We start from the raw sequence: 13,235 nt of genomic DNA, 5'->3' as shown, positions 1-13,235 counted from the left end.
AATTGCATGGCTCTGAAATCTTGAAGGTAGATACATTCTACCCATCAAGCCAGACCTGTTCAAAATGCGGATACCAGAACAAGGAAACTAAGAATCTTGGTATCAGGGATTGGACTTGCCCTGCATGTGGTTCACATCATGAGCGAGATGCCAATGCAGCAATAAATATACTGCGAAAGGCAATAGAACAAAAACAGGTTGCTTAACATAAATTAGTACCGTGGGACACACGGGAATTTACGCTTGGGGAGAACGTGTAAGTCGAACTGGTTACGGCTAGGCCGCAGTGTTCAGCGAACCAAGAATCCCCTGCCTTTAGGCATGGGGAGTGTCAATTGCTGGCTATAATGGCGAACAATGGGAGGGTATCAAACTGCATATTCTTGTCTGTACGGACTTTGGGGGCGATTTCTTCTTCTACGGTTACCTGCATGCCCAAATCGCGCAGGAACTGGGCGTCCCACTGCGGACGGCGATGGGTGCTGATGCGCAGTTCGTCCTTTATGTCATTACATTCCGTAACCAACTCCTGCCGGATATTGGCATGGACATCGGCCTGGTCTTCCTTGCGTGAGAAGGTAACAAGACCATAGTCAGAATCGAAATTCAGAAGCTTACCGCCTTTTTTCAGCACCCGCTGCCACTCACGATAGGCCTGCATGACATCCGGCAGAGTCCAGGTGAGATTACGGCTGATGACCACATCAAAAGTTTCATCGGCAAAATCCAGTTCCTGTGCATTCATCTTATGAAAGTCTGCTGAGCAGCCAGCCGCTAGAACATTCTGCTTCGCCTGATGGAGCATATCAGAGGACATATCAATCCCCGTTACCTTATGCCCCAGCTGCGCGAGTAAAATGGCAAAAAAGCCCGCACCTGTACCAATATCCAGTATCTTCAAAGGCGTAGCGACAGACAGTTTCTCCTGCAGATATACCTGCCAGGCAGCCGCACAAGGGCCGCTCAGCTCCTTTTGACGCAGCTTGCTGAAATCACGGCTGCGTTCGTCCCAATAGGCTTCTATCTGTGCATTCAGCTGATGTTCCTGTTCATATGCTGACAACTTAGGTTGTACATTATGTTTCATCATCTTCACCTGTCCCGTTTCCAATCTCTCTACAATAGTTTATCCCCTTTTCCAAAAAAATTTAAGCCCCCCAGGGGGTTCAATTCTCCCTGAGAGGCTTATTTTGCATGCTTATATTAATTGAATCAACCAAGAAAACGTCCCCACAAGCCAGGAGCCCATGCTAAAGCCGCTGTTTACGCCTTCAGCCAGCAGCGGTACCTGCCCCACTTCCTGTCCGTTATACAGGACTTCAATCTTCCCCACTGGAGTTCCTGCTTTTAATGGTGCGGACACGACCTTGGGCACATCATAGGCCAGCGAATATTTGCTCTTATCCTCACCATTGATCAGTGGGTATTCAATATCCCGTTCAGGATAAAGCTGGGCAGACGCCTGTACCCCATCAGCTACCCAAACTTTACGCTGAGACCTATTCTTAGAAAGTGCCTTGGCCATCTTCACATGGTCAAACCCATAATCCAAAAGTTTTTCTGCATCTTTAAAGCGGTCATCCGGCGTTGGTGTCTTCATCACCACGACAATGAGTTCCACACCATGGCGGCGGGCGCCGGCTGCCAAACAGCCGCCGGCAGCATTGGTCCAACCGGTCTTGATACCGGTCATGCCCTCGTACTTGCCCAACAGTTTATTGGTATTATGTGCCTTAAAGGTCTTGCTTCCCGGAGAGGTCCAGTAAATCGTCCGCTGTTCCTGTCCGACAATCTTGCGGAAATCCGGATTTTTCATGGCATAGCAGGCAAGTTTTGCCATGTCCCGGGCCGTTGAATAATGGCCTTCGGCCGTCAGGCCATTGGGATTGACAAAATGCGTATCCTGCATGCCCAGCTCCTCGGCCTTGTCGTTCATCATCTTCGCAAAGGCGGGTACGCTGCCAGCCATCGCCTCACCAAGCGCCACTGCTGCACCGTTATCGGATTCCATAAGCATACCATTCAGCAGTTCATCTGTACGGATTGTCTCTCCTGGCAACACGCCCACAGGCGATGATTCTGTATAGGCCGCTGCCGATGACATAAGAATCTGCGAGCGCATATTCATCTGTTCCAAAGCTAGTATGCCGGTCATCATCTTGGTCATGCTGGCCGGATACAATCGTTCATCGGCATTTTTCTCCCAAACAACACGCCCCGTCGAAGCCTCCACGATAATCGCCGCCTGCGCCGTAATCTTTGGTTCACCGCCTTCACCTGCCGCTATTGGCAGCTGTACCGTGAGCAGGCAGGCCACCATGAACAGCGACGCTATCTTATGCCAGAATTTCACTATATCAATCTCCCTTTATCATGTAAAAAGCAAAATAAAATAAGGCTCTCCTTTTGGAAAGCCCTATTAGTATACCACGTTATCGGATTTTGTGCATGAATTTTTTACCAGCTGAATGCAGCCTCAAACATCCGATGCCAGGGAAGTTTTACCCTGACCTCGTCCAAACCGGAAAATGGCGGCAGATTTTTCTGCGCAAACAGTCTCATTTCCTTCTCCAAACGCGCCGTGATTGCTCCCTCACGCTGGCCAATATGCGCGTAAGCATCGTCCTGACGGAAACCATAAACCAACGCACCGACCTGCCCGCGCACATTGGACTGATAGCCCCAATCATCGAGGAAACGCATACTCAATAGCTTGTCGCAGTCATCATCACTCATGCGGCTGGAAAGCATCCCTGTAGCCAGCGCAAAGCCTGTGCTGTTCGTGGCGGTATTCCAGCCGGAATACGCGCGCAGACGGTAAAGCAGATTTCTTTGCTGCAAGGCTTCCATCAGCGCATTATCGGCGCCATTGGCAAAGGCAATATCCGCCAATGCGATATTGCGGCGCAGGTACACATAGTCATTGACTTTTTGCACCATAGCTTGCGTATTTTCCCGCCATTTGCCATTATTGGCCGGGAACAGCTTATTTCCCTCCTGCATATTCCAGGACTCGCCGGTTGCTCCATTGGCATTGGTATTGACCAAAAGAATTAAATCCGCCCGGTCGGAGTTATTCACTGGCACACCGCCAGCCACACGGATGGCCGCCTTTACCGAATCGCCGATTTTGGCATCGGAATAGCTTGGTACGGTATCATAGCCTTTTCCCGGCGCATATTCGGTATAGACGAACGGAATCACATTTTCCATATCATTAACGGCTCTGGTCATCAACAGCAAACCAAACTCGTCAATCCCTGCCAACAGCTGAAATCTCGTGGGCGAAATCCCCTGTGCATAGGCATTTAATTCCCTCGCCTCCCTATGCGTCTGGGATAACGGCGCGTTATCGTCCTTGCCGATAACCAGATAGGATAGTTCGCCAGCTCTTGCCATATCAATAAGCTTCTTGCTTACATGGACATTTTTATCCCGCCGATTTTTCCAGTCCTGCCAGATCTCCTGCGGTATAGCGGCTTCCAACTTGGACAGTTCCTGCTTCTCATGCGGATTCAATGGCGTAGTTTCCTGCTTATCGAGCAATCCAGACCGGCGGAAAATATCGGCTCCGTATGTTCTGTAGTATTCCGGTTCCTCCACGCCGGCGGCCGCACCGGATTTTGGCGTACGCATCAATGACGCAAAGACATAGAGTTTCAGCTGCGGGTTTTCCTTCTGTAAATCCGCCAGCCGCTGCGCTCTATTCAGCAGCTTTTCCTCAGGCTCCTCATGCTTGCGGGAGGGCACCAAACCGCCATAAATCATGCTGTCGGCAGAAATCATCGCCGCTTTCGCCCCCGGCAGGTTTTCCTGCGTCCACTTCCATAGCGCCTCTGTATCACCAAAACGGTCATAACCGCTGCTCAGCATTTCTTCTGGCGGCATAACAACATCATAGCCCGCCTTGCGCACGACGTCCGCCGTTTCCTCAGCAGAAATCGGCCGATTGTCATGGGGGATAAACAAAATCTTATCCGCTGCCTGAGCAAACGTCAGCGAACATGCCCATACGGCTCCCATAACCACAAAAGTTTGCAGACTTCGTTTTAAATTCATCACATTTCTCCTGTTATTAAATCAAATATCCGATTATTATTCTACAGTTTACATGCAATTCCTGCAACAAAAAACCTTCCCCCGCAGGGGAAGGTCTTATGCTTTATGGAGATGTGATTACATCATGCCCGGCATGCCCATGCCCGGAGCACCGCCAGCCGGCATAGCCGGTTTTTCTTCCGGCTTGTCAGCAACCAGCGTTTCCGTGGTCAGAACCATGGAAGCGATGGAAGCAGCGTTCTGCAGAGCGGAGCGCGTAACCTTAGCCGGGTCAACGATACCAGCTTTGATCATGTCAACGTATTCGTTCTTGAGAGCGTTGAAGCCGATGCCGTCGCCAGCCTTCTTCACTGCTTCAACAACTACAGAACCTTCGAGACCAGCGTTGTCCGCAATCTGACGAACCGGTTCTTCGATAGCACGGCGAACGATGTTTACGCCAACCTTTTCGTCGCCTTCCACGTTGATTTTGTCGAGTGCCGGCAGAATGTCGATGAAGGTCGTGCCACCACCAGCTACGATACCTTCTTCAACAGCAGCGCGAGTTGCGTTGAGGGCATCTTCGATGCGGTATTTCTTGTCCTTCATTTCAACTTCGGTAGCAGCACCGATTTCGATAACAGCAACGCCGCCAGCCAGTTTAGCCAGACGTTCCTGCAGTTTTTCCTTGTCGAAGTCAGAAGTCGTTTCCGCAATCTGCTTCTTAATCTGTGCTACGCGAGCTGCGATAGCGTCCTTATCGCCTACACCATCAACAATCGTGGTTTCTTCCTTCGTGGAACGAATCTGACGAGCGCGGCCGAGGTCTTCGAGGGTTACGCTGTCGAGTTTGCGGCCCAGTTCTTCGCTGATAACCGTACCACCCGTGAGGATAGCGATATCTTCGAGCATAGCCTTGCGGCGGTCACCGAAGCCAGGAGCCTTCACAGCCAGAGCCTTGAAGGTGCCGCGGAGCTTGTTGACCACGATGGTCGTCAGAGCTTCGCCGTCAACATCTTCAGCGATAACAGCCAGCTGCTTGCCCTGTTTTACAACCTGTTCCAGAATCGGCAGGATATCTGCGATAGCGGAAATCTTGCGATCCGTGATCAGGATGTACGGGTCATCGAGAACAGCTTCCATCTTGTCCGTATCCGTTACGAGGTACGGGGAGATGTAGCCGCGGTCGAACTGCATACCTTCTACAACGGAGAGGTTCGTGGCCATGGACTTGGATTCTTCAACGGTGATAACGCCGTCTTTACCAACTTTTTCCATAGCTTCCGCGATGAGTTCGCCCGTTTCTTCGTTAGCGGAAGAAATCGTAGCAACCTGAGCGATGTCAGCCTTGCTTTCAATCGTCTTAGCCTTGGACTGGATTTCGTCAACCAGAGCAGCTACAGCCTTGTCGATACCCTTTTTGATGATCATCGGGTTTGCGCCAGCAACAACGTTGCGCATACCTTCACGAATCATAGCCTGTGCGAGGAGCGTTGCCGTCGTCGTACCATCACCAGCGATATCGTTGGTCTTGGTAGCAACTTCTTTAACGAGCTGAGCGCCCATGTTTTCGAACGGATCTTCGAGTTCGATGTCGCGAGCAATCGTTACACCATCGTTGGTGATGGTCGGAGCGCCGAATTTCTTTTCGAGCACAACGTTGCGGCCTTTAGGGCCAAGGGTTACTTTTACGGCGTTAGCCAGTGCATCAACACCGCGGCCCAGAGCGCGGCGAGCTTCTTCGTCAAACAGAATCTGTTTAGCCATTTATATTACCTCCAGAAAATACGCTTATTAGAGAATTGCCAGAATATCGCTTTCGCGGACAATCAGGTATTCCTTATCATCAACTTTAACTTCGGAACCGGAGTACTTGGAGAAAACAACCGTGTCGCCAGCTTTTACTTCCATAGCAGCGCGCTCACCGTTTTCCAGAAGTTTGCCCGTACCTACAGCTACAACCGTGCCCTTCTGGGGCTTTTCTTTAGCCGTGTCCGGCAGTACAATCCCGCTGGCGGTCTTTACATCGCCTTCAGCAACTTCGATGACAACTCTTTCGCCCAATGGCTTAATCATAGGTATCTTCCTCCTATATTATGAAATACGTCGTTAGTTTGTTAGCACTCATTAATGCCGAGTGCTAAGCACAGTTCTTATACTACCTTTTTTTAGTCAAAATGTCAAGCTGTTATAGTAAAAAAGTCAAAAAAACAAAGTCAACTCACGTTGCACCCCGTCCCTAAAAAAAGTATAATGGAAGCGGTACTTCAAATCTTCAACAGGGAGTGTCTTTTCATTATGAATCTTTCCAACATGGCTCTAAGCAAAATCGCAGCCATAACCACAGTCACTGCCATAGCAGTCGTATTGGTTGCCGGCTGTGTATCCGTTACCGTCAGCAACAAGGACCGGATTGTTATGGGTGTACAGGCTAATGGCACCTCGATTGCCGGCTTGAGCAAAAAAGAAGCCCATAAGTTCTTTACAGACACAGCAGCCAAAAAATTACAGCGTAAGGCAGCTGTCCTCACTTATAAGGAACGCAATTTCCAGATTGACCCTGCCGATATAAACCTTCATGGCAATGTGGATGAGGCTGTGGAAACGGCTTATAATATCGGACGGGACGGAACACCTATTGAAAACATCATCAATCAGATGCGTTATGCTATCTTTGGCGCAACGGTCACCATGGATGCCAGCTTTGACGAACAACTCCTCAACAGCAAACTGCAGCAAATAAAAACCGCCATCGATACTCCACCCAAAAACGGCAGTGTCACCCTGCTGGCTGATGGCAGTATCCGTAAAACACCAGCCGTAACCGGACTAAGCTTGGAGATTGAGCCACTTGCCGCCGAACTGGCACCGGATTTCAAAACCTTTAATCTAACCGTAAAAAAAGAGCTGTCTCCCGCTGAACAGCTCCCCTTTGTACAGGACAATGACCTTGCTTCCATGGATGGCATTTTAGGCTCCTATACGACCCGTTTCTATCCTGGAGATCGTGGCGATAATATAGGTCTTGCCGCCAGTCATTTACAAGGAGCATTGATCCGCAGCGGTGCCACCTTGTCCTTCAACGATACCGTAGGACCTCGCACACGCGAAGCCGGCTATAAAAACGCCGGTGTCATCATCTATGGAGAACACGCTGTTGATGTAGGAGGCGGCGTCTGTCAGGTCAGTTCCACCCTCTACAACGCCATTTTACTGGCGGGCCTGACCCCTGTGGAACGCACAGGACATTTTGCTTCGTCCTCCTATGTCCCTGCCGGACGAGATGCCACTGTAGCTGATGGCCTTATCGACTTCGTTTTCCGCAATCCTCTGCCCCATCCGGTCTACCTCACCGTTGCCAACAGCGGCAGCGCCCTGACGGTTTATGTACTGGGCACCAAGGCCGACCTGGCTGGCAAGAGCATTGCCCTCGTCACGGAAGGAAGTTCCATGCGACCTTCCCTTTACCGACTATGGAAACAAAACGGCCAGGTCATCGAACGGGAATTTCTCCACACCGACGCTTACGAACCCTTAAAAAACACCTGATAATAAAAAAATCCGGTATATCCCGTCAAGGGATATACCGGATTTTTTATTATGCTTTAACAGATGCCCGTCAGCATATAGAAGATAATGCACAGGAACGGCACCAAGAACTTCATGCCCATAATCACGGCAATATCGAAGTAGGATTCATTGTGCGTAAGTCCGCAGATGGCGAGAAGTGTTACCAAAGCGCCGCAATGCGGAACCGGGTCAATACCAACCGAAGCCACGGCTACGATACGGTGCAAGACTTCCAGAGGAATCCCCGCGGTAATCGCCATCGCCGCCCACTGGTCGCCCAATGCCGACAGGGCAATGGTCAGACCGCCAGATGCCGATCCCGTAATGCCGCACATGATGTTGGTGGTGATAACCGCCGAGAGCAGCGGCCCGAAAGATGCGGCAATGCCAACCAGCCATTCTGTCACCGGGGCAAACCCTGGCATAGCCGTAATAACGCAGCCGAAAGCATAGCCGGAAGCAACGTTCAGCGCCGCAGACCCAGAGGAAAGCGCCGCATAGTTGACCGTCGGCAGAAAACCATCCGTAACCTTCAGCCGTTTGCGGCCAATATACGCTGCCACAATACTGCTGAGAATAAGTGCCACGCTAATGGACCAAATTGCCGATACCTTGCCGACATGCGAGGCTAAAAGCGTCAGCTTCAATGGCACAAAAGCCGCTAAGCTGTCCTCATTCCAATGAAAGCCCCATTCCCAACCAAACGGATTGGACAGAATCACGTTAATCACAATAACCATAAGCAACGGCACCATTGCCCAATACCAAGGAATGTTGATTTTCGGATGACGTTTCTTCTTTCCATCACTTTCATGCTCCCCGTAGCCCTCTCCACGGGACTGCAGGAGCTTTGCCCGATGGCCAATCCAGCCCCAGCCAATCAGCAGGAACAAGATTGAAGCAAATAAGCCGATGCCCGGAGCCGCCCAGGTACTTGTCTGAAAATAAGAGGACGGAATAATATTCTGAATTTGCGGTGTTCCAGGAAGGGAAACCATCGCAAAAGAGAAAATACCTACCCACAAGGCCGCGGGCAGCAGTCTTTTGGGAATATCCGCTTTCTTAAAGACTACCGCGCCAAACGGATACATAACAAAGGCCACGACAAATACAGACAAACCGCCATATGTCAATGCACCGCACCCCATGAGCACCGCCAGGATTGCCCGTTTTTCCCCTAAAACGTCCACAATCTTACCGGCAATCGCTGAGGCCAGCCCACCTTTTTCCATCAATTTTGCAAATACCGCACCAAACAGGAATACCGGATAATATGTCTTCACATATTCCGCGAGCCTCGTCATATACAGTTCGCTGTATACAGGCAGAATATCAAACATACTGGCCAGTGCTGCCAATCCCGCAAAGAAGGGTGCAATCAGGATGATTGACCAGCCGCGGTAGGCAAAATACATAAGTCCTAAAAGTGCTAACCCAATACAAAGTGCTTCCATGGTGTCCAAAGACTCCCCTCGTAGAATTTATACTATCCACAATCCCTGATAGTCTTGGGAACAACGTCCCCTATGTAAATGGAAAGAAAAAAATAAGCTCCGATATAGCGTATCGGAGCTGCTGCATGAACGCAGACAATCCATAGAACTGAATGAAATGTATGAGCATTTCTCCCTGTCAGAAAACTAACAGGAAAAACTTTTCGACGAAACGGGCAAAATAATAGCTCCTCCCGCGCAGGGAAGAGCTTATTTACGCTACTCGAAAATACCCACACTAAACCAGGCTCTAAAAACTTTTCAGTACCGATAAATCTCCATCCCCATCACTCGCAGGTCCAAAGAGCCATCAGGCTCTTAACGGCGATTGTTAATCAGGCAGTTCTCCTGGCTCCAGTTCATCATTTATCTGCGCCTTCCCAGAGGAAACCTCCAGTGACATAACTATGCAGATAAACTCGCTGTTACAGTGGCGGGACCGCGCCGGCTTATACCGGCTTCCCTATTAAGTCTATGACACCTGACCCAACCAATATTCGATTGTGCTTTCGTTTACTGTATGTATATTAGCATAAATTTTCTTTATTGTCAACGCAATAAATAATTTTTGCATGAGAAAAAGACAGCCCCCGCAGGAACTGTCTTCACGTTCGCTATAAACCTGAAATTAGAGGTTTTCTTTAGCAACAGCAACGAGCTGAGCGAAAGCCTTTTCATCGGAGATGGCCAGGTCAGCCAGCATCTTGCGGTTTACTTCAACGCCAGCCTTGGTCAGACCGCAAACGAGACGGCTGTAGGAAATGCCGTTTACACGTGCAGCAGCGTTGATACGAGCAATCCAGAGACGACGGAAGTTGCCCTTCTTCGCACGACGGTCACGACGAGCGTAGTAGAGAGCCTTCATTACGGTCTCGTTAGCTTTCTTGAACTGTTTGCTCTTGGAACCTTTGTAACCCTTAGCGAGCTTCAGGATTTTCTTATGACGTCTATGTGCAGTCACGCCTACTTTTACTCTTGGCATGGTTTCATCCTCCTAAAAAATCAAAATAAACGAGTCATTTACGAAAAAATTATGCGTACGGGAGCATTCTCTTTACGCGGCCGAAATCAGCGGCAGTAACCATAGCGGCTTTGCGCAGGTTACGTTTACGCTTCGGAGACTTCTTCTCCAGGATATGGCTCTTGAAAGCCTTGTTGCGTTTGAAGTTTTCACCGCTACCAGTCATGGTGAAGCGTTTAGCTGCTGCTCTGCGAGTCTTAATCTTTGGCATTACATTTTCCTCCTTAAATTAGCCTTTGCACTCAGGATTCCTGTGCAGGCTGTTTGGGCTTCGATGCTTTCTGCACTTTCGGTGCAACAATCATCGTCATATTTTTTCCTTCAAGTTTGGCATTGCGTTCAATGGAAACACGGTCGCCCAGGGCTTCTGCCACACGGCCCAGGACAGTTTTGCCCAGTTCCGGATGGGAAAGCTCACGGCCACGGAACATGATGGTCACTTTGACCTTGTTCCCTTCCTCTACGAAACGAAGTGCGTTCTTCAACTTGACGTCAAAATCGTGTTGTTCAATGTTGGGGCGAAGCTTAACTTCTTTGATGTTAATAACCTTCTGCTTCTTCTTCGCTTCCTTTTCCCGCTTCTGCTGTTCATAGCGGTACTTACCGAAGTCCATGATGCGGCACACCGGCGGCTTTGCCTTCGGCGCAATCTCGACGAGGTCAAGATGCTGTTCTTCGGCCAGACGCAGCGCGTCACGGGTTGCCATGATGCCCAGCTGTTCGCCTTCGGCGCTGGTCACACGCACTTCACGGATGCGAATTTCCTCATTGATGCGTAAAGATTCTTTGCTAATAGTAAAACACCTCCTGCTTAAAGTCTACATCTCTTATCCAAACAAGAAAAAGGCGGCACAAAGCCACCTTTCAAAAACTCAAAGCTATAAACCCAACTGACCTTCACATGCGGCCATCAGGTGAGAAGCGGTGGCTTCTTCTTGTTCACGACTTGATTAGTTTATCATAGTGAATGCACGGTTGTCAATGATTTTTTTGCACAACCGCCGAATCAATTTCCTTGCCGTCTGGCAGGAAGCAGCGGACGGTGATTTCATCGCCCTTTACATCCATGGTCAGGTAGTTATCCGTTTCCGGCTGCGGTGCAACGACTTCATCGAGCTTATGGTCAATCCACAAGCCGGGATAGCGCACATTCCCCGCCACACCGGTAAGGATATACAGCGGCCCCTTCGCGCTGCGCTGGAAGTTCTGGATATGGCCCCGGTTGCGGTAAGTATGCAAATGGGCCGAAAAGACAAGGTCGATGTCCAATTCATCAAACAGCGGCATAAAGACTTCGCCCACATCGGATATCCCTTCCTTGCGCTCCGGACGGTTATGGATGCGGTATTGCAAAACATCCTTATGCACCAGCACAATCTTCCACTTCTTCCGGCTGGCCGCAGCGTCCTGCCGCAGCCAGGCCACCTGCTCGTCCCGCAGGCCCGGCTTGAATTCCTCCGTTTCGTCCCACTGACTGTTCAGCACGATAAAATGTACATCACCATAGTCATAGGAATAATAATACCGGCCAAAGTTTGCGCTGCCATTATCCGGAACGGCAAAATACTTCAAATAGGCCTCCGGCAGGCGCACCTTCCAATTCAGATTGTAGGTTTCATGGTTACCCATCAACGGCACGAAGGGAATCCGGTCAATTATGCCGTTCACGCCGTGAAACCAGGCCTGCCACTGCGTATGATCTTCCCCATTGTCCACAATATCACCCATATTGATGAAAAAGGCCGCCTGCGGATTACGCTGTGCTGCATTTTGCGCCAGCTGTTCCCAATCGCTGTAATCGCTGGACTGGGAATCCGGGAAAATCAGACATTGGAAATCCCCCTCTCCCGCAGTATGCAAAGAATGCCATGCCCCTGCTGCCCCTTCGGCAGCCACGCGGTATTCATACTCGGTATCGGCTGTTAAATCCGTCAATTCGGCTGTATATTGATTATTCTCCACACCATCATCGGTGAAAAAATCCTGTTTTGCGGCAACAATCCGGGCATCTTCCTGCCCTTTAATACGATATTCTATGCCCGGATTAACCAATGGGCTTTCCGCCTGCCACATCAGCATGCGGCTGTGGGCGCTGTCTGTCGTAATTACCTGCCGCAAAAACTGCGCATCCAAATCACCGGTCAGCTGCCGCATACTGTTGGCCGCCTTGCGGTATAATGTTCCTTTGGCCCAAAAGATGCCGCCGGCCAGCAGGCCCAATGCACCAAGACCACCCGCAATAAATGTTCTACGCTTCATATTTGCCTCCACTTCCATATTTTTCTTTATTTTAGCACTTGGAGTCGACTTTAAGTCAAGAACAACATTTTCATCATTCATTGCGTCAGACGGATTATGTTACCGGAGGCTCTTCTTTTTTTGCGCATAAAAATAGCCCCCGATATTTCTATCAAGGGCTCTCATCTTTTTGCTTTTAGTCTACGAAACGATATCCGCTATGCTTATTTTTTGTTTTTCTTTTCCTGCTGTTCGGCCACGTCTTCGCTTTTCATGGAGTTGGGCGGATTAATGCCTTGGTTTTCAATGCGCATCATGCCGTTTCCCCCAAAGTCTGTTGTCACGCCTCCATTTTCTGTGTTACCTGCTTCGCGATAGCCATTTTCTGTACGTTCCATATCGTTCTGAACCCGGTTTTCCTGTCTGGAAGTTGCATCACTTTGCACATTGGGACGGGAGGAATTGGTCACTTCCTCCATCTCCCGAATGCTGACGCCAGCTTTGCCGAGGTCTTCCTGAACCTGCTCTGCAGGAGTCGGAGCCGCTGCTGGCTGTTCTGCCGGAGTCGGCCTTTCCGGCGTGGTCGGCGTCGGTTCTACCGGGGTCGGCGTTTCCGGCGTGGTCGGCGTCGGTTCTACCGGGGTCGGCGTTTCCGGCGTGGTCGGCGTCGGCTCTACCGGAGTCGGCGTTTCCGGCGTGGTCGGCGTCGGCTCTACCGGGGTCGGCGTTTCCGGCGTAGTCGGCGTCGGTTCTACCGGGGTCGGCGTTTCCGGCGTGGTCGGCGTCGGTTCTACCGGGGTCGGCGTGTCCGGCGTGGTCGGCGTCGGCTCTACCGGAGTCGGCGTTTCCGGCGTGGTCGGCGTCGGCTCTACCGG

13 protein-coding genes and 1 riboswitch are annotated in these 13,235 nt (G+C 50.4%); of the genes, 2 read left to right on the top strand and 11 right to left on the bottom strand.

The window, feature by feature from the left end; all coding sequences use genetic code 11:
• Nucleotides 1-206: zinc ribbon domain-containing protein (locus G598_RS19135; protein ID WP_157833358.1), on the top strand; the 206-nt coding region annotated here is incomplete at its 5' end.
• Nucleotides 207-331: 125 nt separating this feature from the next.
• On the opposite strand, the gene G598_RS0114230 is transcribed toward G598_RS19135, so the two are convergent.
• The 5 genes from G598_RS0114230 to groES form a co-directional block, all read right to left on the bottom strand.
• On the bottom strand, nt 332-1,063 hold the full coding sequence (locus G598_RS0114230; RefSeq protein ID WP_026767501.1) for a class I SAM-dependent methyltransferase: 732 nt from the start codon (nt 1,061-1,063) through the stop codon (nt 332-334).
• Between the two features lie 135 nt (nt 1,064-1,198).
• Nucleotides 1,199-2,353 carry a D-alanyl-D-alanine carboxypeptidase family protein gene (locus G598_RS0114225; protein ID WP_026767500.1) on the bottom strand — a complete coding sequence of 385 codons (1,155 nt, stop codon included), beginning with the start codon at nt 2,351-2,353 and terminating at the stop codon, nt 1,199-1,201.
• Nucleotides 2,354-2,457: 104 nt separating this feature from the next.
• On the bottom strand, nt 2,458-4,059 hold the full coding sequence (locus G598_RS0114220) for a DUF4127 family protein (protein WP_037364553.1): 1,602 nt from the start codon (nt 4,057-4,059) through the stop codon (nt 2,458-2,460).
• A 117-nt stretch (nt 4,060-4,176) separates the two neighbouring features.
• A complete protein-coding gene (gene groL / locus G598_RS0114215; RefSeq protein WP_026767498.1) occupies nt 4,177-5,805 on the bottom strand; it encodes a chaperonin GroEL in 1,629 nt (542 codons plus the stop codon).
• A 27-nt stretch (nt 5,806-5,832) separates the two neighbouring features.
• The gene (gene groES / locus G598_RS0114210; protein WP_026760357.1) at nt 5,833-6,114 is read right to left on the bottom strand and encodes a co-chaperone GroES; all 282 of its coding nucleotides are present in this window, start codon (nt 6,112-6,114) and stop codon (nt 5,833-5,835) included.
• A 222-nt stretch (nt 6,115-6,336) separates the two neighbouring features.
• Here groES and G598_RS0114205 point away from each other — a divergent pair, with 222 nt between their 5' ends.
• Nucleotides 6,337-7,587, top strand: a complete 1,251-nt coding sequence (locus G598_RS0114205) for a VanW family protein (protein ID WP_051180364.1) — start codon at nt 6,337-6,339, stop codon at nt 7,585-7,587.
• A 56-nt stretch (nt 7,588-7,643) separates the two neighbouring features.
• Here the strand turns inward: G598_RS0114205 and G598_RS0114200 are convergent, their stop codons facing one another.
• The 6 genes from G598_RS0114200 to G598_RS20095 form a co-directional block, all read right to left on the bottom strand.
• Complete coding sequence (locus G598_RS0114200) at nt 7,644-9,062, bottom strand: GntP family permease (RefSeq protein ID WP_026767496.1); 1,419 nt, start codon at nt 9,060-9,062, stop codon at nt 7,644-7,646.
• A gap of 360 nt (nt 9,063-9,422) precedes the next feature.
• Nucleotides 9,423-9,601: riboswitch (cobalamin riboswitch) on the bottom strand.
• A gap of 128 nt (nt 9,602-9,729) precedes the next feature.
• Nucleotides 9,730-10,083, bottom strand: a complete 354-nt coding sequence (rplT, locus tag G598_RS0114195; RefSeq protein WP_014424100.1) for a 50S ribosomal protein L20 — start codon at nt 10,081-10,083, stop codon at nt 9,730-9,732.
• Nucleotides 10,084-10,132: 49 nt separating this feature from the next.
• Entirely contained in the window at nt 10,133-10,333 is a 201-nt protein-coding gene (gene rpmI / locus G598_RS0114190) for a 50S ribosomal protein L35 (RefSeq protein WP_014424099.1), read from the bottom strand.
• Between the two features lie 31 nt (nt 10,334-10,364).
• Nucleotides 10,365-10,916, bottom strand: a complete 552-nt coding sequence (gene infC / locus G598_RS0114185; protein ID WP_037364550.1) for a translation initiation factor IF-3 — start codon at nt 10,914-10,916, stop codon at nt 10,365-10,367.
• Nucleotides 10,917-11,100: 184 nt separating this feature from the next.
• Entirely contained in the window at nt 11,101-12,381 is a 1,281-nt protein-coding gene (locus G598_RS0114180; RefSeq protein ID WP_245582823.1) for a purple acid phosphatase family protein, read from the bottom strand.
• Between the two features lie 203 nt (nt 12,382-12,584).
• On the bottom strand, nt 12,585-13,235 hold a 651-nt coding region (locus G598_RS20095; protein WP_037364548.1), incomplete at its 5' end, for a hypothetical protein.

The organism is Selenomonas ruminantium subsp. ruminantium ATCC 12561, assembly GCF_000424065.1.
GTDB classification, from domain to species: domain Bacteria; phylum Bacillota; class Negativicutes; order Selenomonadales; family Selenomonadaceae; genus Selenomonas_A; species Selenomonas_A ruminantium.
This window is presented reverse-complemented; position numbering and strand designations above follow the sequence as displayed.

Coding starts and splice junctions, on each gene's coding strand:
- G598_RS0114220 (WP_037364553.1), bottom strand. CDS start 4,059: ATGAATTTAAAACGAAGTCTGCAAACTTTTGTGGTTATGGGAGCCGTA.
- groL (WP_026767498.1), bottom strand. CDS start 5,805: ATGGCTAAACAGATTCTGTTTGACGAAGAAGCTCGCCGCGCTCTGGGC.
- groES (WP_026760357.1), bottom strand. CDS start 6,114: ATGATTAAGCCATTGGGCGAAAGAGTTGTCATCGAAGTTGCTGAAGGC.
- G598_RS0114205 (WP_051180364.1), top strand. CDS start 6,337: ATGAATCTTTCCAACATGGCTCTAAGCAAAATCGCAGCCATAACCACA.
- G598_RS0114200 (WP_026767496.1), bottom strand. CDS start 9,062: ATGGAAGCACTTTGTATTGGGTTAGCACTTTTAGGACTTATGTATTTT.
- rplT (WP_014424100.1), bottom strand. CDS start 10,083: ATGCCAAGAGTAAAAGTAGGCGTGACTGCACATAGACGTCATAAGAAA.
- rpmI (WP_014424099.1), bottom strand. CDS start 10,333: ATGCCAAAGATTAAGACTCGCAGAGCAGCAGCTAAACGCTTCACCATG.
- G598_RS0114180 (WP_245582823.1), bottom strand. CDS start 12,381: ATGAAGCGTAGAACATTTATTGCGGGTGGTCTTGGTGCATTGGGCCTG.